Origin of the sequence: Clostridium hydrogeniformans DSM 21757, from assembly GCF_000686705.1 — a bacterium.
Lineage (GTDB): Bacteria > Bacillota > Clostridia > Clostridiales > Clostridiaceae > Clostridium_Z > Clostridium_Z hydrogeniformans.
Genome location: NZ_JMLJ01000008.1, coordinates 15737 through 41869, shown reverse-complemented (window position 1 = coordinate 41869; position 26133 = coordinate 15737). Strand labels below are relative to the sequence as shown.

General features: G+C 29.8%; 21 protein-coding genes. 4 read left to right on the top strand and 17 right to left on the bottom strand.

What is annotated here, in order from left to right; genetic code table 11:
* Positions 1-693 (bottom strand): ABC transporter ATP-binding protein, encoded by a 693-nt coding sequence (locus tag BR69_RS0105420; RefSeq protein WP_027632272.1) that lies wholly within the window; start codon positions 691-693, stop codon positions 1-3.
* A gap of 12 nt (positions 694-705) precedes the next feature.
* Entirely contained in the window at positions 706-1911 is a 1206-nt protein-coding gene (locus tag BR69_RS0105415; RefSeq protein ID WP_027632271.1) for an efflux RND transporter periplasmic adaptor subunit, read from the bottom strand.
* 193 nt (positions 1912-2104) lie between these two features.
* On the opposite strand from BR69_RS0105415, the gene abc-f reads away from it, so the two are divergent.
* On the top strand, positions 2105-4027 hold the full coding sequence (abc-f, locus tag BR69_RS0105410; RefSeq protein ID WP_027632270.1) for a ribosomal protection-like ABC-F family protein: 1923 nt from the start codon (positions 2105-2107) through the stop codon (positions 4025-4027).
* Positions 4028-4280: 253 nt separating this feature from the next.
* Here abc-f and gloA2 read toward each other — a convergent pair whose 3' ends face one another.
* The 7 genes from gloA2 to tsaD form a co-directional block, all read right to left on the bottom strand.
* On the bottom strand, positions 4281-4661 hold the full coding sequence (gloA2, locus tag BR69_RS0105405; RefSeq protein WP_027632269.1) for an SMU1112c/YaeR family gloxylase I-like metalloprotein: 381 nt from the start codon (positions 4659-4661) through the stop codon (positions 4281-4283).
* 61 nt (positions 4662-4722) lie between these two features.
* On the bottom strand, positions 4723-5286 hold the full coding sequence (locus BR69_RS0105400) for a hemerythrin domain-containing protein (protein WP_027632268.1): 564 nt from the start codon (positions 5284-5286) through the stop codon (positions 4723-4725).
* Between the two features lie 543 nt (positions 5287-5829).
* Complete coding sequence (locus BR69_RS0105395; RefSeq protein ID WP_027632267.1) at positions 5830-7086, bottom strand: S1C family serine protease; 1257 nt, start codon at positions 7084-7086, stop codon at positions 5830-5832.
* Positions 7087-7402: 316 nt separating this feature from the next.
* Complete coding sequence (locus tag BR69_RS0105390) at positions 7403-9031, bottom strand: MutS-related protein (RefSeq protein WP_051623506.1); 1629 nt, start codon at positions 9029-9031, stop codon at positions 7403-7405.
* A gap of 11 nt (positions 9032-9042) precedes the next feature.
* On the bottom strand, positions 9043-9222 hold the full coding sequence (locus tag BR69_RS20000; protein WP_034849413.1) for a DUF4177 domain-containing protein: 180 nt from the start codon (positions 9220-9222) through the stop codon (positions 9043-9045).
* Positions 9223-9526: 304 nt separating this feature from the next.
* Positions 9527-10531, bottom strand: a complete 1005-nt coding sequence (locus BR69_RS0105380; protein ID WP_027632265.1) for an alpha/beta fold hydrolase — start codon at positions 10529-10531, stop codon at positions 9527-9529.
* 19 nt (positions 10532-10550) lie between these two features.
* Positions 10551-11573 (bottom strand): tRNA (adenosine(37)-N6)-threonylcarbamoyltransferase complex transferase subunit TsaD, encoded by a 1023-nt coding sequence (gene tsaD / locus BR69_RS0105375; protein WP_027632264.1) that lies wholly within the window; start codon positions 11571-11573, stop codon positions 10551-10553.
* Between the two features lie 377 nt (positions 11574-11950).
* Here tsaD and BR69_RS0105370 point away from each other — a divergent pair, with 377 nt between their 5' ends.
* A complete protein-coding gene (locus BR69_RS0105370) occupies positions 11951-12583 on the top strand; it encodes a RusA family crossover junction endodeoxyribonuclease (RefSeq protein WP_027632263.1) in 633 nt (210 codons plus the stop codon).
* A gap of 174 nt (positions 12584-12757) precedes the next feature.
* A complete protein-coding gene (locus BR69_RS0105365; protein WP_027632262.1) occupies positions 12758-13408 on the top strand; it encodes a GNAT family N-acetyltransferase in 651 nt (216 codons plus the stop codon).
* Positions 13409-13732: 324 nt separating this feature from the next.
* On the opposite strand, the gene BR69_RS0105360 is transcribed toward BR69_RS0105365, so the two are convergent.
* Positions 13733-14551, bottom strand: coding sequence for a homocysteine S-methyltransferase family protein (locus BR69_RS0105360; RefSeq protein ID WP_027632261.1), 819 nt, complete (start codon positions 14549-14551; stop codon positions 13733-13735).
* Positions 14552-14994: 443 nt separating this feature from the next.
* Between BR69_RS0105360 and BR69_RS0105355 the strand changes: the two genes are divergently transcribed.
* The gene (locus BR69_RS0105355; RefSeq protein ID WP_034849410.1) at positions 14995-15588 is read left to right on the top strand and encodes a GDSL-type esterase/lipase family protein; all 594 of its coding nucleotides are present in this window, start codon (positions 14995-14997) and stop codon (positions 15586-15588) included.
* Between the two features lie 99 nt (positions 15589-15687).
* On the opposite strand, the gene BR69_RS0105350 is transcribed toward BR69_RS0105355, so the two are convergent.
* From BR69_RS0105350 to BR69_RS0105315, 7 genes are all read right to left on the bottom strand, one after another.
* Positions 15688-16947, bottom strand: a complete 1260-nt coding sequence (locus BR69_RS0105350) for an NAD(P)/FAD-dependent oxidoreductase (RefSeq protein WP_027632259.1) — start codon at positions 16945-16947, stop codon at positions 15688-15690.
* 243 nt (positions 16948-17190) lie between these two features.
* Entirely contained in the window at positions 17191-17895 is a 705-nt protein-coding gene (locus BR69_RS0105340) for a hypothetical protein (protein WP_027632258.1), read from the bottom strand.
* 189 nt (positions 17896-18084) lie between these two features.
* Entirely contained in the window at positions 18085-19326 is a 1242-nt protein-coding gene (hutI, locus tag BR69_RS0105335) for an imidazolonepropionase (protein ID WP_027632257.1), read from the bottom strand.
* Positions 19327-19330: 4 nt separating this feature from the next.
* Positions 19331-20236, bottom strand: a complete 906-nt coding sequence (ftcD, locus tag BR69_RS0105330; protein ID WP_034849407.1) for a glutamate formimidoyltransferase — start codon at positions 20234-20236, stop codon at positions 19331-19333.
* A gap of 101 nt (positions 20237-20337) precedes the next feature.
* Positions 20338-22368, bottom strand: coding sequence for a urocanate hydratase (locus BR69_RS0105325; protein WP_027632255.1), 2031 nt, complete (start codon positions 22366-22368; stop codon positions 20338-20340).
* A gap of 503 nt (positions 22369-22871) precedes the next feature.
* Positions 22872-24092, bottom strand: a complete 1221-nt coding sequence (locus BR69_RS0105320) for a NupC/NupG family nucleoside CNT transporter (protein ID WP_027632254.1) — start codon at positions 24090-24092, stop codon at positions 22872-22874.
* Positions 24093-24474: 382 nt separating this feature from the next.
* The gene (locus BR69_RS0105315; RefSeq protein WP_027632253.1) at positions 24475-25695 is read right to left on the bottom strand and encodes a NupC/NupG family nucleoside CNT transporter; all 1221 of its coding nucleotides are present in this window, start codon (positions 25693-25695) and stop codon (positions 24475-24477) included.
* Positions 25696-26133: the final 438 nt, after the last annotated feature.

Sequence of the window (26133 nt, the reverse complement as noted above, 5' to 3'; positions counted from 1 at the left end):
TTAAATTATTCTCCTATCCTTTACCTCTTCATCAGAGGTAATAAGCCCATCCTTAACTTTTATAATTCTTTTACTATACATAGCTACATCATTTTCATGAGTAACCATAACTATGGTTGAGCCTTTATCATTTAAATCTTGAAATACCTTCATAACCTCCTCTGAAACTTTAGAATCTAAATTCCCTGTAGGTTCATCTGCCATTATCACAGAAGGGTTATTTACTATAGCCCTTGCAATAGCTACCCTTTGCTTTTGTCCCCCTGAGATTTCATTTGGCTTATGCTTTTCCCATCTACTAAGTCCTACCTTTTCTAAGGCTTCCTTAGCCCTTAACTTTCTTTCCTTTAAAGAAATCCCTCCATAAACCATAGGTAATTCTACATTTTCTAAAATATTCATTCTAGGAAGAAGATTAAAATTTTGAAATACAAAGCCAATCTCCTTATTTCTTATAAGAGCTAGTTCATTATCACTTAAATTGGATACATTTCTATTATTTAAAATATAAGATCCCTCATCTAATCTATCTAAACATCCCAATATATTCATAAGGGTACTCTTTCCTGAACCTGAGGGTCCCATTATTGATAGAAATTCCCCTTCTTTGACCTTTAAGTTTACACCTTTTAGAGCTGTAAAAGTTATATTGCCTGTTTTATAAGTTTTAAAAACATCTCTTATCTCTATCATCTAATATTCCTCCTAATTCTTTTCTTTAACCTTTACTCCATTTTTAATAGAACTATTTGGATTTAATACTACCTTTTCTCCTTCATTAACTCCTGATAATATTTCAATATTTAATTCTGACTGAATTCCAACCTGAACAGCCCTCTCTTCAATTATTTCATCATTTAGTATATAAACCACATACTTTTCATCTTTTTCCATCTTTAATGCCTCTGTTGGAATTAATAACACATCTTTCTTTTCACCTGTTACTATATCTGCATCCATATCAAAATTTATTTTAATATTCTCTGGATTGTCTAAAAATTCAACTTCTGTCTCTACATAGGTATCCTCTCCATTTAAGGATTTAATCTTTTTAGCCGTTGGACTTATAAAGCTTACTTCCCCATGATAATTTTTATCCTTACCGTGAATTATAGCCCTTTGATCCTTCTTTATTTTTTCAGCCTCACTTTTACTTAGGGATAAGGATAGCTTTAAGCTATTTATGTTTTCAAGAATTAAGGTAGGTGCGGCTGGGTTTGTTACTCCTCCCACTGAAGCATTTATTTCTGTAATTATCCCCTGAAATTCCGCTATAATAGATCCTCCTAGAGAGTCTAACTTTGATTTTGTAGCCTCTAAAGAACTTTTTCCCATATCCACCTGATTTTCTGCTAACTTTACTTTTTCTTTACTTATAGGTTGAATGGCAGCTTTTTCACGTTTTAGCTGTTCTATCTGCATAGTGATTCCTTCTATCTCCTTTTTTACTAGGTCCTCTTTTCCCATAGTCCCTTCCACTAATTGTTTTTTCTTATCTTCTAAGGAATTTATCTTATTTTCAGTATCTTTTATTTTACTATCATATAAGCCTACTTGATTTTCTAACTCCTTCTTTTGAAGTACAGCATTGTCATACTGTAGCTGAGCCTGATTTAAACTATTATTTAAATCTCCATTATCAAATTCTATAAGTACATCTCCCTTTTTAACTTCATCTCCTACCTTTACATTAATCTTCGTTACTTTCTGTTGTGCTGAAAAATATTCCTTATGCTCTTTTGATTTTATAACCCCTGTAGTATTGACTAAAGAAGTTATATCACCTTTTAAAACTTTTTGAGTTTTAACTTCTATATCTTTATCTCTCTTTTTTATTACATATAATATTCCACTTGCTACTAATGCTAAAGTTAATAGAGGTATTATTATTTTAAGAACTTTTTTATTCATAATTTCACAGCCTTTCTTAAATTTATCACATAAAAATAATATACTATTTAGAATTATCTTACAACTAAATAAAGTGAACAAGAATCATATTAACATATTATTAAAAAGTTATGGTATTTCCCTATAAGATTTGATAAGTTCTAGGAGTAATAGTATAATTATTTATGGAAATTTTCTTTTAAGGAGAACTGAAATGATAGTTATTGGATGTAAAGATGTACATAAAAGTTATGGTATAGATATAGTTTTAAATAAAATCACTTTTTCTATTAATGAAGGAGAAAAAGTTGGATTTATTGGTGCAAATGGAGCTGGAAAATCTACTCTATTTAAAATATTAACTGGAAGCTTAGAACAAGACTCTGGTGATATTTTTATAGATAAAAATAAAACCCTTGGTTACTTATCTCAACATTTATTTCTAGAAACTAATACCACCATATATGAAGAACTTCTAAAGGTATTTAAGCCTCTTTTAGATATGGAAGATAAAATGAAGGTTCTAGAGGAAAAGATGGCTGAAGAATATGACCCATCAAAAGCAAGTTATCATGAAAAGCTTATAAAGGATTATACCACCTTAACAGAGGTTTATAATAATAGAGGTGGTTATACTTATAAAGGAGAGATTGGTAGAATTTTAAAGGGTCTTGGATTTACTGAAGAGGACTTTGATAAATCTATAGATATATTAAGTGGTGGTCAAAAAACTAGAGTTGCTTTATGTAAGCTTCTTCTTACAAATCCTGATATACTCCTTCTTGATGAACCTACAAACCATTTAGACTTAGAAGCTATAGAGTGGCTTGAGGATTACCTTAAAACCTATAAGGGAACAATTATAGTTATATCCCATGATAGATTTTTCTTAGACTCTGTGACCACTCATACCTTTGAACTTATAAATGGGGAGGTAAATACATTTAACACTTCCTATACTAAGTTTTTAGAACTTCGTGAAAAGGCTTATGCTGAAAAACTTAAGGCATACAACCTACAACAAGCAGAGATAAAAAGACAAGAAGAAATTATTGAGCGTTATAGATCCTTCAATCGTGAAAAAAGTATAAGAGCAGCTGAAAGCCGTGAAAAAGCTTTAAATAAAATTGAAAGAATTGAAGCTCCTCCAAAGGAAAATAAGGCCTCAAAGATAAAATTTGAAACCCAAATTAAAAGTGGTAACGATGTTATATATGGAGAAAACCTTAGTAAATCCTATGGGGATAAGACTTTATTTAATAATGTAAACTTTGATATTAAAAGAGGGGAAAAAATTGCCCTTATTGGAGAAAATGGACGTGGAAAAACAACTCTATTTAAAATAATAATGGATAATGAACCCCCTTCCTCTGGAGTTAAGGTTCTAGGTAAAAATGTGTTCCTTGGCTACTATGATCAAGAACAAAGGAATTTAAATGAAGGTAAAACTATATTAGATGAAGTTTGGGATGAATTTCCAACCTTATCCACCACCCAAGTTAGAAATGCTTTAGCTTCCTTTTTATTTACTGGAGAGGATGTTTTTAAGGAAATTCATCTTCTAAGTGGTGGAGAAAAGTGTAGAATAAACTTATTAAAACTTATGTTATCTAAGTCTAACCTTCTTCTTTTAGATGAACCAACTAACCATTTAGATATTATGTCAAGAGAGGCTCTAGAAGATGCTATCCTTAGTTATGATGGAACCTTAATTGTAATATCCCATGATAGATACTTTTTAAATAAAGTTATAGGTAAAATTTTTGAATTAGAAGAGCAAGGAATAAAAGAATATCTTGGTAATTACACCTATTATTCTGATAAAAAGAAGAATCCTAATAGATATGAAGGATTAGAAGAAATTCAAGGAAAAAGTAAGACTCAAATAGCAGAAGAAAGAAAAAAGAAGCGAGAAAAAGAAAAAGAAGAAAAGATGAAGGCTAAAAAGGTTAAAGATACTGAAGGTAAGATAAGTTCTCTTGAAGAATCCTTAGGTAAACTTCAAGAAGACTTATGCCTTGAAGAAGTTTATTCAAATCCAAAGAAATCTGAAGAGGTTCATAAAGAAATCTCTTCCATTGAAAATGAGCTTGAAAGTCTTTATGAGTTATGGGATACCCTTATATCTGAAGAATAAAAATAGGTTTAGTGAAGAATAAAACACACTTCACTAAACCTATTATTTTTATATTCTAGGTTAACTAAAATATTATATTTAATAAATCTTAAATTGGGTGGGGCTGTGGCACTAAAGACTTTACCTACAATATATACATTTGCAAATTTAAAATTAGCACAATATATTATAGTATTTGTTCTTAGTGCCACCGCCCCATCCTAGCTTAAATTAAACAATAGAATACTACTATATCAATTTATAAATCTATCTACTATTCATATATCTCTAGTGGAAGATTATCAGGGTCAAAGAAGAAAAAAAACTTCTTCCCTGTAAATTCATCTACTCTTATATTCTCGACCTTTATTCCCTTAGAACTTAAACACTTATGATCATTTTCTATATCCATGGTTTTAAAGGCTAAATGTCTTAATCCTGCTCCTTCTGGATAGCTAAGCCTTTTAGGCACATTATTAAAAGAAAATAATTCTATGACCATAGACCCTTTTATTAAATCTAACTTATAGGATTCTCTCTCTTTCCTATATACTTCATTTTTAACTTTAAATCCTAGTATGTTCATATAAAAATCCTTAGATATAGCATAATTAGAACATATTATAGCTACATGGTGAAAATCTACTATATTCATAGGTGTCCTCCTTAGTATTGTATATAATAATTATACTACTCTCTATTAAAAGGTAATATATTTATTTAAGGATTCCTACCTTTTTTTCAAGATTCTCTAAAAGGTTTATATAATTTTCTTGTATTCCCTTAATTTTAGCTTCATTTTCTACTACCATACACTTATCATCAACTATGGTCTTATTATCTTCACTTAATCTTGCATCAGCAAAGGTATATATTAAATTATCTTCTTTATCAATATGTCTATGAAGAAGCTCTGCATAAGCCATAGAATTTGTCATTATATCTAAAACAGCCTCTTCTTTTTCTTCCTTTAATCGGCCTAAAGCTTCCTCTAAATTCTTTATATATAATCTTCCAAGATCATGCTCTATTAACATTCCTGTGATAGGACCATTTTTTATAGCATCTCCTAAGGTTTCCCCCATATACTTAAATAAAATTTCTTCTTCTTTATTATGATGATGCTTATCTGCATAATTACGCACAAAATCTATAACCTTATAAAAATCCTCAAAGTCTACATCTCTTCCTTTTAGTATGTTTAAACAATTCTCTCTTATTACCTTTAACATCCTTTTTATATTCTTATGCTCATCTATCATTATTTCTACTGATTTCATATATAAACACTTCCTTATTACATATTTTATAAATCTTTTAAGTTTTATTATATCTTTATTATAATGATTTTATAAGGGTAAGTATGTAACATAAGTTACAACTTAACCATTATACTATATATTTTTCTATTTTAAATATACTGATTTTCCTAGTTAAGACCTAAATTTAAATATATAGGGTTTTAATTTTAAAACTTAATTTATACACCTGCTAAAGCAAGATAAACTAAGTATATTTTTAATGAATAAGTTAAGAGTTTATGTTAAAACCCTATATAACCTCTGGCTAAGGCAAGATAAATTAATCATAGTTTTAATAAAGAAATCAATAATTTATTTTAAAATTCTATATAACTTAAACCTTATAATATTTTTAACTCTTCCTAGATTTTAATCCCATAAAAAAGTACATATTATTAAAGGTTAAACCTAATAATATGTACTCTTTCTTTTATATATTATTAATATACTTAGTATAGATAGTAAATATATTATATCTACTAGATTTTTTAATTAGCTTTTAGATTTTCCTAACTAAACATACTATTCTGTTAAAGTAAGTTCTAAGGTTTTCGTGCCTTTCTCTCTATAAACTTCTACTTTTACTGTATCTCCATTTTTATGTTTAGCCTTTAAATCATTTATTTCTGCCATGGTTTTTATTTGCTTTCCATCAAAGCTTGTTATTATATCTCTTGGCTGTATTCCTGCTTTTTGTGCTGGACTAAAATCTTGAACCTCTGTAACTAAAACTCCCACAGGTACATTATTTTCCTTAGCCTTCTTCTCATCTACATTTCCACCTATTATTCCTATTTTTAATATAGGTTTTAAAAGATCTTCAAGCTTTGGTTTTATTTCATTTATAGGAATAGCAAATCCCATTCCTTCCACTCCTGCTCTACCTGTTTTTAATGTATTTACTCCTATAATCTCTCCCTTAGCATTTATTAAAGGGCCTCCGCTATTACCTTTATTTATAGCTGTATCTGTTTGTATAAACTTAAGGGTACTTCCATTGTTATCTACAACAATATCCCTATTTACAGCACTAACTATTCCTTGGGTTACTGTTCCTAAGAACTCACGTCCTAAAGGGTTTCCTATGGCTATTACCTGTTGTCCTGGAGCTGTAGCATCTGAGTCTCCAAGAGTTGCCACTGCTGGTATTTTAACATCATCAGTTATTTTAACTACGGCTATGTCTCTATTAGCATCATAATTTACAACCTTAGCATTAACCTCTTTTCCTTTTCCGTCCTCATTTAATATCACCTTAACTTGTTGAGCTCCTTCAATAACGTGATAATTTGTAAGTACATATCCCTCTTCATTTATTATAGCTCCAGATCCTATACCTTCAGATACTTGCTGTCCAAATAAAATATCTCCGCTTATACTTTTTGTAGAAACTCCCACTACTGCAGGTCCTACTTTTTGTACAACTTCTGGTATGGTCATTCCTTCCTTAACTGACGTAAACTCTGGTATTGGTCCTGTGTATTGATTTCCTTTTAAAGTCTTATATAATTCAGTATTTTTAAAACCTTCATATTTAGGTAGGGCATATAAAACTGTAGAAGTGGTTATAATTCCTCCAATAAGAGCACTTGCAACTCCCACTGCTACATAGGACATAATTCCTCTTCTTCTTTTAGGCTTTTTTTCATAAAGTGGTGACTTATTAAAATTAAACCCCTCTTTATTTCCTTCATATTTTCTTTCTTCATTTTTATTATCATTAGATCCCATCATAATAAAGTTAGGATTGTTATTATCATTATTAAATTCTTTATCCATATTAAAGTCCTCCTTATTTTTTCACTAATTATTATATCCTTGCTATGAGTATATAATAACAGTACTTTGTGTCAATTTTATGTCAAAATAAAAATTAGCTATAAAATATTTAATTTTATAGCTAATCTTTATAATATATCTCTTAGTCAATAATAAAATTCTTTTAAAGTTAAGAGAGTAATATACCTAAAATATAGAATACTCTACTATATTAAAAATATTATATATATTGGATTAAGAACTTTACATTTCACTGATTGACGACTCAATAAGTTTCAACTGAAGCTAATGCAGTTTTAATATTAGAACTTATATATTAAATAATTGTTCTCTCCGCTCCCTCAATAATCTCCTTAGGATAATCTAAATACTTTAGAAGCTTTATAGCATTTCTTGTTTTACATACTCCCTCTTTTAATTTATAATCAAAACTTAGTCCCTCTGTTTCACTCATACCTTCTTCAAAATGATAATTGTCATATTTTCCATCTGTCATTACTGTAAGTTCTAAATCATGAGTTGCTACCATAGCTAAGGCACCTTTATTTATTATATATATTAAAATTTCTTTTGCTGCCTTTACCCTTTCCACAGGGTTTGTTCCCTTAAATATCTCATCTATAAAGCAAAGTACATCATTATTATTTTCTATAACCTTTAAAATCCTATTTACAGCCTTTGCTTCTCCTAAATAATAGCTTTCTCCACCGGCAATATTATCAGTTATACTTATGGAAGACATTATTCTAAAAATTCCTCCCTCATAGTCTTTGCATAAAGTGGTATATATGCTTTGAGATAGTATAGCATTGATTCCAACTGTTCTTAAATAGGTAGACTTTCCTGCCATATTAGACCCTGTTAGTATTATGCCTTTTGGTCCTAAAGTAATATCATTAGCAACTCCATCTAAAATTAAAGGGTTTAAAGCTTCCTTTGATATTATATATTTCTCCCCTTCTTTTAAATTAGGCTCACTATAATAAGGAATAGTTTCCCTATAATAAGCTACTGAACTTAAAGCATCTATGTAACCTAAGCTTCCATATAACTCAGTTAATTGTGACTTTTTATCCCCTATATTTGCCATAACTTTAAAATAGCTTCTAACCTGAAATAAAAATAAAGCATTTAAGTAATCTCCTAACACATCTAAACCTTCTAATCTTCCTATGGTAGATGAGTTTTTAAGAACCACATCACATAACTTTATATTTTCTCTTAATTTTTCTGTATAGGGTTCTAGTAACTTATTATTTATGGATGATAAGTCTTTACAGGCCTTTGCAATATTAGAAAGATAGTCTATAGACAATACCTTTCCTTGAATTTTCTTATTTATGCTATAATGAACTATCATATTAATAGGTGATATAATAGCAAGTAAAAGAAGTCCATTATATCCTATTACAGTCATGGATACTATAGATCCAATTGCTGCTAAAGCTAATATGTTGTATATTATAAGGTTTCCCTTAAAATCTTCCTTTTCCTTATGATAAAGTATCTCTAAGATATTTCCTTGTGCTTGTTTGCCTAAGGTAGCAAATATCTCTCTAACCTCTTTAAAAAGCTTTTTATTACTTTGAAGTTCTTTTATTATATTATTTCTTTCTTCTAATGAATCTTTTTTAAGACTTATTCTTCTTAATATATCATATAGCTTATGCTCTCCAGCAGTTGATAAGGTTAAATCTAAATTTGAAAAAACCTTATCCATTTCAAGATCGCTCCAGGTTTGATCATCTATATAAAACTCCTCGTTATTTTTATTTTCCTTAAGAAAATATTCCTTTATCTTTTTAAAATCTCTTTTTCTTTTTTTAAGATCCTCTAAGGTATAATTTAATACCTGTTTCTTTCCATTTCTTTCTTGAAAATTATTGAATATAATAATTCCAAGAACCAACACCATAAAAAAAGCTCCAAAACTCCATTGCGGCATAAAACTTCCTCCTAATTTTCTCTCTTTTTAAATATTAATGTATTAAAGGCTGTTCCTGTATTATTTATAGTATTTTGAGGTATTACATTTATAAGTTCCCATTCCTCTTCCCCTAATGTATTAAGGGTATCTTCAAGCTCCTCACTGCCACATAAAGTACCTTCCCATTCTAACACCTTATATTTCCACATATAATCTCCCTCTTTCTATGTATTTATTTAAGTATAATATTTTTTCACTATAATATAAATTCTTTTTATTTTAAATATACATTTTATAGGTTAAAATATCAGTATTTATTGGTAAATTCCCTCAGCTTCCTATTTAATTTATATCCCTAAAACTTTTAAATTAATAACCTAAAATTTTATCTAATGGCTAGGAGCTGTAACACCTCCATCCTCTGTCTTATGTATTTATTATACTCCAAAGTTTTCTATAAAAAAGCACTACTAATCTAAATAATAAACTTTAGTTAGTAGTGCTTGATTTCTATTATTCATTTACCTTAGGAAGTTTCTTAGTTACACTTTTTATACCATTTATAACTGCATCAGGCCTTTCTAATGGTATAAATACATCTTCCTCTTCTAATGTATTTATATCACTTCTTTCTGAAATATTTAAAAGGCTCTTCTGATCCTCAAGTTCTTCTCTCTTTTTAGAGGTTATAACCATAAGAGGAGTGTTTCCAAGCTCCTTTTCTTTTAAAAACGAAGTGTTATTTAATCCTTTAAGTTCTCCCATATAAGTATTACAAAGTTCTCCTGATACTCTATAGTTTCTATATATAGTTTGCTCTTCATCTTTAAGATTATATAAAAATCCTTTTTCATATTCTAAAAGATTTAATTTATCTACCATCCTAGTAACCCCTAACTTAGACAGGGATTTTTGAAGCTTTAATCCTAAAACCTTATTCTTACTATATTTCTGAAACTCCTTAGAGTCTACCATAGTTTTTGTGTATCCATTAACTAAAACCACTGCTCCAACTTCATCTTTATACAATTTTAAAAATTCATTGGTTATAGCACTTCCATATCCATGGCTTACCATAATATAAGGAGATTTAGCTCCAGACTTTTTAAGAATGGTATGTAGCTCTTTTGCTTGTTTTTCTGGACTTATTTCTCCTTTTGTAACTTCACTTTTACCATAACCTGCCCTATCGTAAGTGAAGAACTTAAAATCTTTAGACCCTTCCTTAACAACTTTATTCCATTCATTGGAGGTGATGGCTATATCATTCTCTAAAACCACGGTAAAAGGCCCTTGTCCTTGAATATTATAGTGTATTTTATTTCCATCTATTGTGGCTATTCTTGTCTTAGTTTTATTTAATGAACTTATTTTACTATTACTTATATTTTCAAATAAAAATCCACTCATTAAAACTAAAAACAATATTACTAGTATATACTGAACTGTTTTAATTTTATTTACTTTTTTCTTAACCTTATATGTATGCATACTATTTGAATAATTTATAAGCCTCATACCTATCCTCCCTAATGAATTATCTCTCACCTAACTTTAAATTAGGCTTAGCATTAAGATCTAATGAAGATGTATTTCCTTTTATATATTGGAAGTATGCAGCACTACCTATCATAGCTGCATTATCTGTACAAAGCACTAATGGTGGGAATAATACCTTAACACCTATTTTTTCCCCTTCCTTAATTAGAGACTCCCTTAAAGCAGAATTAGCTGCTACTCCACCTGCTATGGCAATCTTATCTACCTTTTTCAACTTACAGGTTTTTATAACATTATCTGTTAATACTCCTACAACAGCCTTTTGAAAGGAAGCTGCCACATCTGCCTTTATAACCTCTTCACCTTTCATCTCCATTTTATTTAAATAATTTAGTACAGAGGACTTTACTCCACTAAAGGAAAAATCTAAGCTATCATCATGAAAATTAGCTCTTGGAAACTTTATAGCATCCTCGTTTCCTTCTTTAGCTAACTTATCTATTTTAGGACCTCCTGGATATCCAAGACCAAGAGCTCTTGCTATCTTATCATAGGCTTCTCCTGCTGCATCATCTCTTGTTTGTCCTATGATCTCATAGTCTCCATGATCTTTTACATAAACTATAAAAGTATGGCCTCCTGATACCACAAGACATATAAAAGGTGGTTCTAATTCCTTATGTTCTATAAAATTAGCACTTATATGTCCCTCTATATGATTAACTCCAATTAAAGGTTTATTTAGGGCATAAGAAAGTCCTTTACCATACTGAAGCCCAACTAAAAGTGCTCCTACAAGCCCTGGTCCATAGGTTACCCCTATAGCATCTATATTATCAAAAGTCATATTTGCCTCTTCTAAGGCTTCTTTAACAACTCCATCTATAACTTCAATATGTTTTCTTGAGGCTACCTCTGGAACTACTCCTCCAAATTTTGTATGTATATCAATCTGAGAAGATATTATATTAGATAAAACTTCTCTTCCATTTTTCACTACTGCCGCTGATGTTTCATCACAACTTGTTTCTATAGCTAATATTACTACATCTTTATTCATTGTTAATCATCCTCTTTTTCTTATATTTCCTCATTGTATTATACTTCAATCCCCTGTATTATTCAATTATATTAAAATTTTTAAGGTGTATCTATGTATATTCTTTATATATATAGATAAGTTACTGTAAACTACAAGAACATATATTCTATTTTTCTTGATAATTACCTATTATAATATTAAAATTAATATAGGACTAAAAATCAAAATATCTACTTAAATATCTATTTAAATTTAAGCAAAATAAAGGAATAATTACTCTACTGGTAAATTTATTATAAGATACTTCTTATTTAATACCTCTAAAATATACCAATAAGCTATTTCTAAAGATAAAAACTAAAGATAAATATTATTATAAATGATAGGAGTTAATTATGTGTAACAATTATGCAAAGATTATAGTTAAAGGATCACCCATATCTAAGTCTAATTTTAAACTTTTTAATATAAATGGTAGGGCCATCCTTCCTGTAAACTCTGGAAAGTATCATGATAGATATGCAATTTATGAGGAGGAAATAGCCTTAAATGCTAGATCTCAAAATCCTGGTATAGTTCTTAGCGAAGCACTAATTGCTGTACTTAAGGTATATTATAAAAGTAAAAAGCGTCATCCTGACACCAATAATATTACCAAAAGTATTTTTGATGGCATAGAAAAAAGTGGTCTTATAATAAATGACGCTCAAGTAAGAAGACTTATAATAGAGGAATTTTATGATGAAAAGAATCCTAGATTTGAGTTAGAGCTCTTTGGTGAAAGTTCTTATGCTATGGAATATTCCATAGTTAAAAGAGAGGTTCAAGAAGAAAAAATATTATATAATCCACCTTCTAATAGAAAAAAAGCTTCTTTAAAAACTCCTAAACAGCATAGTGAATTATCACCTAAAACTTCAGAATTCTTATGTGAAATATGCGGGAAAGAACTCTCCCCTGATAACTTAATAAGTGCTAACAAGGGAAAAACTATTATATGTAAAGTATGCTTTAAAAAATTATTTTAATTATATAAAGGTTATAATTTAAAAATAAAGCTATGTTTTAAATGGGTACTTACATATGATACCTTTCTGAAAATAGATTATAATTATGTACTGTAAGAATGACTTATAATGAATTAGAAAGTATTTAAAGTAAAGATCAATTGTTTAATATTATGAATAATAGTGAGTTTTTTTATGATTGATTTAGATGAATATAAAATGAATCCATGTAAGTTATCCCCAATCCCCTACTGGAAGGCAAGAACATTTAAAATACCTAATAATATTTCAGTTATTCATGATGAAGAATACAATCTTAGCCCAAGTAGTTCAAGTTCGGATACCTTATATTTTAGATTAAAGCATAATCTTAAATCAGTAGAACTGATTCCCTTAGATAAGATGTTTGAGTATGGCAATGTGGATGTTACTTCTATTAGTGATTTAAAAGAGATAGTTAGTATTATCAATAAAAGTTATAGAGATATCCAAGTTGATTTAGAGCAAGTTATTAGTTGGACAAAATTAAAAGTGTTTAATGAGAATTTATGGATATTTATTATTCATAAAAATACTCAAAAACCTGTTGGATTAGGTATTGCTGAATGGGATAAAGAAGTTGCTGAAGGAATGTTAGAATGGATTCAGGTTTTACCAGAATACAGGGGACGTAAACTTGGTGAAGCAATAGTTACTAAGCTTCTTGCTAATCTAGCTAACCATGTAGATTTTGTAACTGTTTCAGGTCAAGTGAAAATAAGACAATCCCTGAAAAACTTTATCGTAAATGTGGATTTGAAGGAAAAGATATATGGCATATTATATCAAAGAGATAAAATTTATTGATTTCTAACTTTAACCTTAAGCAAGGTACATGTTTAGCAATGCTAGTTAGATAAACATATATTTAACCATAGGTGATGAAGTAATATACTTTCTTGGCTAGTCTTTAGGCAAGTTATAACTTTAATTATTTATATTGTTGCAGTATAGCAGTTATTAAAAAGTAATGAGAAATATTGAATTAATATTATTTTAAAACAAATCCTAAAATAAAAGTGTATGCATCTAAATAATCCTTTTTATTATTTGAATGCATACACTTTTACTCAATACATATTAATACTGAGTTTATTTAAATAACTTTCTAACTCCATATTATTATAAGAATTACCTAATGAGATTTTTTAATTCTCCTATATATTCTGGAGTTGTACCACAACATCCTCCAATTATAGTTACCCCTTCTTTTATTAAATCTTCCATATACTTTCTAAACTCCTCTTTAGTAATATTATATTTAGGATTACCCTCCTCCATAGTTGGAATCCCTAAATTAGGTTTAGCAATAATGTCACTTTTCCAAAACCTTCTTATTCTTTTTATAAACTCTTTGGCTTCTTTTGGTCCTTTAGAGCAATTTATTCCTAATCCACATACATCTTTCTTGTTAATATACCTTTCTAAATCTTCTATAGACTCTCCTGAATAAAGATTTCCATTTTCATCAAAGGTGTAACTTATCCATAATGGTTTATTTATATCCTTAAATACTTCTAAAGCTATAAGGCTCTCCTCTAAGAGATATTGGGTTTCTATAAGTATATAATCTATATCATTGCTACTCTCAATAAAGCTTTTAATTAAACCATAACCTTCCTTTATCTCACTTTCAGAATTTTTTTTAATTCCTAAGGGGCCTATATCATAGGCTATTTTTCCTCTTCCTTCTTTTTTTATAGCCTCCTTAGCACAATCTATGGTAGCTTCTATAAGGCCTTTAAGTTCCTCTTTATTTTCTATAACAAAAGGATTTAATCTAAAACTATTTGTAGTTATAATTTCACTTCCGGCTCTTAAATACTCCCTATGGATATTTATTAATAATTCCCTATTTTCTATTGCCATATAGGGTATCTTAGGATAATCTATACCCTTTATTTTGCCATAAGTCCCCATAGCTCCATCTAATAAAATTACCTTCTCCATGTTTTCCTCCCTAGCTAAAATTAGTTATCATAGAATGATTTTAACTATTTTTATTTATATATTAAGTACTTTAAAACTTTTAAAGTACTTTACTTTTTTATAATATATTTTTATCTTATTTCATTCTTTATTATATAATTTCTATGGACAGATTATTATTAATGATAATGCCTATACTAATATTATCTCACATTATATCAATAAAGATATTAATTTTAGTAGCATTCCTTTATATACTCTAAAGTTTTACTACTCTTCAGTATTATCATCTATATTTTACAACATAATTAAGATATATGGTGTTAACCCTTTTTAATTAATGCTAAATCTCTTAAAATTTAGCCTAAATATGTTTATAATTATCTCCTCATATTTGCTATACTCTCCTAGGGAATATATAATTTATTTAAAGGATTCCTTAGGTAGACAGGAGTGATATTAGTTTGAAAAAAATAGTATGTATTGGAGATAGTTTAACCTCTGGCTTTGGGGTTTCTAAAAGTCATAGTTGGTTTTCCTTGTTAGAAAATAAATTTTCTAAATATTTATGGGTGAATAAAGGAATAAACGGTGACACCACCCTTGGTATGATGGATAGATTTTATGAAGATGTTATAGATGAAAAGCCTAATATGGTAATAATTATGGGAGGAAGTAATGACTTTTTAAGCCATAGAAGTGTAGAAAGCACCTTAGATAATATTAAATTTCTAGTAAAAGATGCCCTAGATAATCACATTATTCCTATCCTAGGTATTCCCCCTTTTATCATATGTTCTATGGCTATGGAAAGTTGGGATCCCTACTGTAATTATGCTTTAATGAACTCTAAATTAGAATTATATCAGAATCTATTAAAGGAATATTCCATTAAAGAAAACCTATTAGTATTAAATTTTTATGATTTATTTAAGAATTTATCCATAAATAACTCTATAGAACACTTCTATACTGATGGCCTTCACTTAAACTCTAAAGGTCAAAATGAAATGTTTTTACTTATTGAAAACTTAATTAATGGTATTAATAATCCCTAAAAATTAAAGCTACAGATTAAATGGAATAAAAATACCACTTAATTTGTAGCTTCAATTATCCTTATGAATTTATTAAATCCTTTAGCCTAATATAACTACCTAATTTACAACCTTTAAGGTTATCTTAGTAGCTTCCTTATTATTTTCAAGTAAAGTCTTTGAAACTTTTAGCTTCTCCATATCTCCTGGAGCTAAAATTCTTTTACTTAAACATATTTCTTCCCTATTATCAAGTAAAAGAGAAATATGAGCATTTTTATATAATCCATCTACCTTAAAACTTATTTCTAAATCTTCTTCTAAATTATTAGGATTCACAGTATCTGGTACCACATATCTTATCCCATCTCCACATGCAATATTAATGTTTTTCTCTGCTCTTTTATATTCTCCCTTAACAAACTTAGCTGCTTTTCTTCCTGCTTCATAGCTTTCATTAGTTACATCATCTATTAAATCATGAACATGCAAAATATTACCACAAGCAAATATCCCCTCAATACTGGTCTCCATGCTCTCATTAACAATTGCTCCACCAGTTATATTAGAAATATCTACCCCTGCTCTTAATGACAGTGCATTATCTGGCATTAATGAAACCGATAATATAAGGGTATCACAACTTATATGTTCTTCCGTTCCTTTTATAGGCCTTCTATTTTCATCAACCTTTGAAATTATTATTCCTTCTAATCTATCCTTACCCTTAATTTCTACTAGCGTATGGTTTAGCATTAATGGAATGTTAAAATCTTTTAAGCATTGCATTTCATACCTTTTAAGCCCTATACTATAAGGCATCATATCAACAACTGCATTTACCTTAGCTCCTTCTAATGTGACCCTTCTTGCCATTAGAAGCCCTATGTCTGAAGATCCTAAAATAACTATTTCCTTTCCTGGCATAACTCCTTCTATATTTACAAATCTTTGAGCTGTACCAGCTGTATATATTCCAGCACATTTAGAGCCTGGTATATTTAAATCCCCCCTAGGTCTTTCACGACATCCCATAGATAAGATTATAGATTTTGCCCTGATCTCTACTACTCCCTCTTCTGGGTTTACTGCTGTTATTATCTTATCTTTAGTTATATCTATAACCGTAGTGTTTAACTTATATTCAATATTCATATCTATAAGCTTTTTAGAAAATCTCTCTGCATACTCTGGTCCTGTTAACTCTTCTCTAAAGTTATAAAGACCAAACCCAATATGAATACATTGATTTAATATTCCTCCTAAATCATCATCCTTCTCAAGAACCACTATTCTTTCTATGCCTTCCTGTCTTGCAGATATAGCTGCTGCCATACCAGCTGGTCCTCCTCCAATTACTACTACATCATAATCTATCACTATAAAACCCTCCATTCTCCGAAAGTTTACTCTCTATATATCTAAGAACTATTTTACCATAGTTCTTATTATGTTGTATAAACTTAATTTTATATACCATAGCTTCTTTCTCTATATAAATATATTTTATGAAAATTACTAGTTGTTCTCTTATAATAAAAAGGCTATTACTAAAGTAACTGTTTAGTTAATTCAGTAATAGCCCCTTATCATAAACAACTAATGTTATTTATTATAAATCCTCTATTCAAATCCATATTCTATTTTCCCTAAAGCTTGTCCTTTGAGTAAATAATTTAATTTATTAACTCTTCCTTTTTTATCATATCCTATTTCAATATCATCAAATTTAGTAAAATTAAATAAATTTCCTCTTTTAGTTCTTATATCATATTTATCCATTCCACTTAAGAAAACATCTCTTATGGCATAGCTAAACTTAAATAAAAGAACCCTTTCATCCTTATACACAACCTGTATTAAGCTCTTATCCAGGTTAAACATCCAATCAATAATTACATTATCAAGGGACTCAAATGTTATCTTATCCTTATCTATCTTAAACTCTTCTCCCTTTAAGGTTTTATCTTTATTAAACTGTAGAACCCTACTAAATCTTATTTTTCTCTCTAAGGTTGTAGTATGTATTTCACTAATATTATCTTCCTCATCATAGATAATTTCATTTATATATTCTACTGTTCCATCTCCATTTTTTATAACTATTTTATCTAATAGTCCTTCTTCTCCATATCTATATTCTTTTATATTTATTACTTTCTTATTATTATCCTTACATATTTCCTTAACTTCTTTATCCCTAAACTTTCTTTCATAAATTCCTTTTAAAGTACCTTTTCCATCATAAACAAGTTTCTTTATCCACTGACCCTTCCAAAACGTAAAGTCTTTTATTTCTTCAAAAAATTCAATTAATTTCTCTGTCATATAAAACACCCTTTGCATAGTATTTTTATTATATTATATAACTTTAAAACTACTTTTACTACATTCCTTAGAGGATTAATAAAAATTTAAATACTATTCTTATGTAAAACAAAAGGAATAGAAAATACACTATTCCTTTTATTACCATTTATTCTACTATATATTACTATACAAAATCAAGTTTTTTTCTTATTTTTTTATAATACATCCATTCTTTACAACCTTATCTACTAAATTCATTCCTATATTATAACATAGGAACTTATAAGAAGGGTAACTGAGCACTATTAAATCTCCTTGTTTTCCCTCTTCTAAGGAGCCAATAACATTACTTCTATCTATTGCTGCTGCTCCATTTAAGGTTAGTGCCGTTATGGTCTCTTCTATGGATAAATTCATATATATGGTGCTTAATGCTATTATTAAAGGAATAGAGTTTGTAAAGCAACTTCCTGGATTTAAATCACTAGCTAAGGCCACTGCAAGTCCTCTATCTATCATTTCTCTTCCTTTTGCATATTCCTCTTTTAGACTAAAGGCAGTACAAGGAAGTAGAGTTGAAACAACTTTATTATCTCTCATATCATCCATTCCTTCTTTAGATGCTTTAAGTAAATGGTCTGCAGATACTGCTTTTATTTCCCCACTAAGTTCGGCTCCTTTAAAAGGTACAATCTCATCTGCATGAAGTTTAACCTTCATATTAAGCTCCTTTGCCTTAAGGAGTATATTTCTTGAGTCTTCTATGGAAAATACATTTTTCTCACAAAACACATCACAAAACTCTGCCTTATCCTTAACCTTAGGAAGTACTTCTTCTATGATAAAATCTACATACTGTTTTTCTCTTTCCTTATATTCTGCAGGGGTTGCATGAGCTCCCATAAAGGTTATAGCTATATCTATATCACTATCCTTATTTAACTTTTCCATAACCTCTAATTGTTTAATTTCAGTCTCTAAATCAAGTCCATATCCACTTTTTCCTTCTACTGTTGTAACTCCAAAATCTATCATAGTCTTAAGTCTTCTTTTTCCACTTTCATAAAGTTCATTAAAGGAAGCTTCTCTTGTTTTAGTTACAGTATTTACTATACCTCCACCTCTTTCCATAATGGACATATAGCTATCTCCCCTAAGTCTCCATGAAAATTCCTCTTCTCTATAGCCACCAAATACAAAATGAGTGTGAGAATCTACAAAACCTGGAAGTACTGCATTACCCTTGCAATCTAAGATTTCGTAGTTCTCCTCATTTATATCTTTTAAAATTTCTTCTTCTTTGCCCAGAGCTTTTATTATTCCATCCTCTATTATAATAGCTCCATTTTCTATTATTTTAAGGCTGCCCATTTCCTTCCCAAACACTGCTGACCTTCCACTTGGTGTTACTATTTGGGAGGTATTTTTAACTATTAAATTTCTTCCCATAACTTTACTCCATAAGTCTACTTTCTAAAACTTGATCCATAGTAAAGTCCTCTATGCCCATATAATAAGAAGCCACATCTATTAATGCTTCCATTGGCACAAGTCCAACTATCTCACTTCCTACTACATTAACCCCATATCTTTTAGCTTCCATTTTAACCATTTCAAAGGATCTATAAAGAGCTGTCTTTGTAAAGTCTGTCATGTTCATAGATACCTGAGTGATTCCTCTGTCTTTAAGCTCAACTCCCATGGCCTTACAGAACCTTAATCCCCCGCCTATAAATCTTATCTTTTTAGCAATGGCATCAGTTACATCTATGTTTGAAGTATCTAAGTTTACATTAAAAGCTACTAAAGGCATTCTTGCTCCTACTGCTGTAACCCCTGCACTCTCATGAACCTCCTTGGGTCCAAAGTCTGGAGTCCAATTAGGATCTTGAAGCTTTTCTTTCATACCTTCAAATTGACCCTTTCTAACCTTAGCTAAATTTTCTCTTTCTGGATTTGTAGCTGCCTTTTCATAAAGGAATATTGGAAGATTATACTTTTCTGAAATCTCCTTTGCTACTTCCTTTGCTAAAGCTATAGCATCCTCCATGTTTACATTTCTAATAGGAATAAATGGTACTACATCACAAGCTCCCATTCTTGGATGTTCTCCACTATGATTTCTAAGATCTATAAGCTCTATTGCTTTTCCTACAGCTTCAATCATAGCATTCTTTAATGCATCTCCTTCTCCAACTAGGGTAACTACTGTTCTATTGTGATCCTTATCTGAGCTATAATCTAGAAGTTTAACTCCTTCTTTTCCTCTAAAAGATTCTACTATCTTTTCAACTTTTTCTAAATCACGTCCCTCACTAAAGTTCGGAACACATTGGAAAATCCTTTTAATATTGCTCATTATATAATCCCCCCAAAATTTATTAAATATATCTATAAAAGACTTATTTTAATCTTATAGACACTTTTATATAAAATTTAAAATTTTTACTTTTTATTTAACTAATTCTTTTTAAATACTTCTCCAACAAGTCTTTTAATAAGACTATCCTTTGGTATATAAGGAAGTGTTATATGATCTATTCCCTTATTTACATTGTTATAATCAATGCTTGTGGTTATGGAATTCTCATTTCTAGCCCAAGCTCTTCTAGCAACTCCTCCCATAACATCCCATGGCATGGCACTTTTTATTATATTATCTACTTTTTCACTTCCATCAAGTAAAAGTCCAAACCCTCCATTAATAGATTTACCAATGCCTACTCCCCCTCCATTATGAAGGGCAACTAAGGTCATACCCCTTGCACAATTTCCAGCGAAACACTGAATAGCCATATCTGCCATTATATTACTTCCATCTTTTATATTAGAAGTTTCCCTAAAAGGTGAGTCTGTACCACTTACATCATGATGATCACGTCCTAGCATTATAGGTCCAACCTCTCCCTTTCTGACCATTTCATTAAACTTAAGAGCTATAGTAGTTCTTCCCATAGCATCTTGATATAATATTCTAGCCTCTGTTCCAACAACTAAATCATTTTTTTCTGCATCCCTTATCCATACATAGTTATCCCTATCCTGTGCTCTTCTATTTGAGTCTATACAATCCATAGCTGCGCTATCTGTTTTTACTAAATCCTCATGATTTCCACTTAAACAAACCCATCTAAATGGTCCATATCCAAAATCAAATAACTCTGGTCCCATAATATCTTCTACATAAGACGGGAATATAAAACCACCCTTTTCATCAATACCATTTTTAGCTATATCCTTGCATCCTGCATCATAAATTGCCTTCATAAAGGAATTTCCATAATCAAAGAAATATGTCCCTCTCTCTACAAGAATTTTTATAAGCTCATAATGTTTTCTTAAAGTCTTATCCACTAAAGAAATAAAACTTTCCCTATCCTCTTTTAACAGTCTTGTCCTTTCTTCAAAATCTACTCCCTGTGGACAATATCCTCCCTCATATACAGCATGACAAGAGGTTTGATCAGATAATAATTCTATATTTATATTTTTATCCACTGCATATTGAAGTAAATCTACTATATTCCCATGATATGCTATGGATATAGGTTCCTTCTTATTCATATACTCTGTTGAAGTTTTAAAAATCTCTTCTAAGTTATCAGATACTAATGATACCCAGCCTTGATTCTTTCTCGTTTCTATTCTTGAATAATCTACCTCTGCAACTATTCCAACTCCACCAGCTATTTCAATAGCCTTTGGCTGAGCTCCACTCATTCCTCCTAAACCAGAGGATACAAACATATGTCCTCTTAAGTCCTCATTTTCTTTTATTCCAAGTTTTTGCCTACCTGCATTTAATATAGTATTAAACGTACCATGTACTATACCCTGAGGTCCTATATACATCCAACCTCCTGCAGTCATCTGTCCATAGTTAGCTACCCCCATTTGCATAGCATAGTGCCAATCAGTAAAATTATCAAACATTCCAACCATTAAGGCATTGGTTATTATAACTCTAGGGGCATCCTTAGATGATTTAAAAAGTCCAAGAGGATGACCTGATTCTATAACTAAGGTATGTTCATCAGTTAACTCTTCTAAATATTTTTTTATAAGTCTATATTGCATCCAGTTTTGGCATACCTGTCCTGTCTCTCCGTAGGTTACTAATTCATATGGATACAATGCAATATTAAAATCTAAATTATTATCTATCATAACCTGAAAAGCTTTACCTTCTAAAGTCTTTCCTTTATATTCATCTATAGGTCTACCATATATTCTTCCTTCTGGTCTAAACCTATAGCCATATATTCTTCCCCTTGTTCTAAGTTCTTCTAAAAATTCCCCTGCTACTTCCTCATGTAATTCTTCTGGTATATATCTTAAAGCATTTTTTAAAGCTATTTCTGTATTTTCTTCTGTTAAGTTAAATCCTCTGTCTGGAGCCCTTCTTATTCCTTCTAAGAATTTTGGCATAGGTGGCAATATATTATCTAGTTTTATTGTCATTCCATTAGATATTTCAAAATTACTTACCATAAAACCTTCCCCTTTATAACTCTTATTTAAAGCATATTAATAAATCACTAGTTATCCTATAAAGAAAATACTATTATATAATCCTCTTATTATGGTTAAAAGTTAAATAATTATAATCTGTATTCTTAAAGTAATAACTTTATTTAATATGCATTATATATATTTTATAGTTTAAATAAGATTTTTCCAATAACTTACTTTACCATGATAATATACTATTGCTTTAACTAATAAATCTAAGTTTCCTTCTAAATTACTTATTTTAGCTTATGAAATCACTGAGTCAGTAATATGATAGTTATAAAAATAATACTCTTAGACTTAAATTGTATATATGCCTACCTCCTATTAATTCATAAATTAACTTCTAATGAAATATATAACCATAATACTTAATAAAATTATGATATTTTTATAGAATTTCTCTTAAATATAAGTTCTAAAGACTAAAATTCTATGAAAAAAATACTATCAATCTTGATAGTATTTTTTCCTTCTATGTATTACAATAATAGTCCTGCTATAGTTGCAGTTATAAATCCTGCTAAGGACCCACCAACTAGTGCTTTTATTCCAAGTTTAGCTATATCAGAACGTCTTTCTGGTGCTAAACCACCTATTCCACCAATCTCTACTGCTACTGAGCTAAAGTTAGCAAATCCACATAGGGCATAGGTAAGGATTACTATAGTTTTAGGATTTAATGCCCCTTCTTTTATTAAAGAAGATAATTCAGAATATGCAACAAACTCATTTATTACTATCTTCTTTCCTAAAAGGTCTCCCGCCATTAATATATCAGAGGATGGTACTCCCATAATATATGCTATAGGAGCGAATATTCTACCAAATATCCAACTTAAATTTATATATGCCATACCAAATAATCCAAATATATAGGATATTAACGCATTAACTAAAGCTATTAAAGCAATAAAGGCAAGTAACATAGCTCCTACATTTAATGCAATTCCAAGTCCATCAGATGCCCCTATGGCAGCAGCCTCTATTATACTTGAAGAAGTTTTGTCTAATTTTAAATCAAAATTATCTTTAGTTAAAGGCTTTTCTGTCTCTGGTATCATTATCTTAGAAACTATAAGACCTGCTGGGGCTGCCATTATACTTGCTGCAAGTAGATGACCTGCATTTACCCCCATGGAAATATATCCTGCCATAACTCCTCCAGCAACTGTTGCCATTCCTCCAGTCATTATAGCAAGAAGCTCTGACTTTGTCATAGACTTTATGTAAGGCTTTATAACTAAAGGTGCTTCATTTAATCCCAGAAAAATATTAGCAACTGCTGAAGTAGTTTCAGCACCACTTGTTCCAAGAACTTTAGCTATTCCTTTAGTAATTATCTTTATAACAAATTGCATTATTCCTAAATAATATAATACACTCATAAAAGCTGAGAAAAATATTATTGTTGGAAGTATTTGAAGGGCAAATATCATTCCCATACTCTCATTATTTACTAATCCTCCAAATAGAAATCCTGTTCCCTCTTTTGTAAAGTTTAATAATGCTGCAATACCATCGCTTATAGCTAAGAATATTTTCCTTCCTAAGGGTACTTTAAGAATTAAAATAGCAAATGAAAATTGTATAATTACTCCTGTTATAACTAATCTCCAATCAATTTTCTTTTTGTTTTCTGATAATAAATATGCTATACCAAATAATAGTACTAAACCTAAAACTCCTACTAATTTTTCCATATAATGTTCTCCTTACTACTGTATTTCCCCCTAATTACAAAAATAAATACTAAATCTTTAAATTTAATTTTTACATTACTAAAATCTCTGAAATTCAGTATTGAAGAAGTTTATCCATACCTCTATAATTCTATTCTTAAAATCAATTATGAAACTCTTAAAGTCAAAGACTTATTAAACTCCAGATAAATATATCTTTAATTTATTTATAGAACGAAGCTTCCTTCAGATGGTGTTCTTTCCACCATCTAAAGGTTAGATAAGCTAATCTAGGATTGTAGCAACTGTCATCCCCCGCCTTTTAGAGGGTGGAGGTTACAGCTTATAGCCATAAGATAAACTATGAAAATATATAAAAAAGTGGTAAAAACCACTTTTTTAATTAAAACAATATTCCTGCTATGGTTGCTGTCATAAATGCTGAAAGCGCCCCACCTACTAAAGCTTTTAGTCCAAGTTTTGCTACATCTCCTCTTCTCTCTGGAGCTATAGCACCTATACTACCTATTTGTACTGCTATAGATGAGAAGTTCGCAAAACCACATAAAGCATAGGTTAACATAACTATAGTTTTAGGCTGAAGACTTCCTTCCTTTATAAGACCTAAAAGACTTGAATAAGCTACAAATTCATTTAATACAGTCTTTTGTCCTAATAAGTCACCTGCAGCAACAACATCAACTGCTGGTACTCCCATAACATAAGCTATTGGAGCAAATAATCTTCCAAAGACCCAATTTATAGTTATATATGGTGCTCCAAAGAAAGATCCAACCCAGCTTAAAAGTGCATTTGCTAGAGCTATTAAAGCTATGAATGCAAGAAGCATTCCTCCTACTCCAAGAGCTATTTGAAGTCCCTCTCCTGCTCCTATGGCAGCAGCTTCAATTATTCCTGAGCTTTGATTTTCACTCTTTATGTCCACTCCATTTTTAGTAACCGCTTCCTCAGTTTCTGGAACTAATATTTTTGCAAAAACTAGACCTGCTGGGGCTGCCATTATACTTGCTGCAAGTAAATGTCCTGCATTAACTCCCATGGCTACATAACCTGCCATAACTGATCCTGCAACTGTTGCCATTCCTCCGGTCATTATTGCAAGAAGTTCTGACCTTGTCATTTTGTTAATATATGGCTTAACAACTAAAGGTGCTTCATTTTGGCTTAAAAATATATTAGCAACAGCAGAAGTTGTTTCTGCTCCACTAGTACCAAGTAACTTTGCAAGCCCTTTAGCTATTATAGATATTATAAATTGCATTATTCCTAGGTAATATAAAATTCCCATAAGTGCTGAGAAGAATATTATTGTTGGAAGAACCTGTAATGCAAATATAAATCCAAACTTATCTACATTTACTAAGTCTCCAAATAAAAATCTAGTACCTTCTTTTGTAAATTCAAGAAGGCTATTTATGACATCACTAGCTGCTATAAATACCTTTTGTCCTGCTGGGACCTTAAGTATTAAAATTGCAAATATAAGTTGAAGTATCATACCGGATATTACTAGTCTCCAGTTAATCCTTTTCTTATTTTCTGATAATAGGTAGGCTATAAAAATTAATACTACTAATCCAACTATTCCGATTAATCTTTCCAAACTTACTACTCCTTTTCCTAAGTATTTAGTATAGCTTTTCATAAAGACTTCTCTTCATAAAAATACCTTTTTTAATATAACCTTTTTTTCGTCACTAATCAACATTATTTTTGTATTTTTTTAATGTAAACCTTTAATTCAATTAAAACTTTAATAATTTTCCTTATAATTATTCTATCCCTTAGTTTCTTTATATATGTAAAATTTTTATTCCCCTATTTTCCTACCCAGAACTATTCTTTTAGATAAACACCTATGTTTTATAATCTTTTTATCCTAAAGTAAATTTATAACACCTTATTAAAAAGTTTCTAAGTTAAAGCTACTATAGGGTTTTTTACATAAACACTTAACTTACTCCTTAAAAATATCCTTGATTTATCTTTATTTGGATAGATGTATAAATTAAGTCTAAAACTTAAAAGATTTAATGTATGT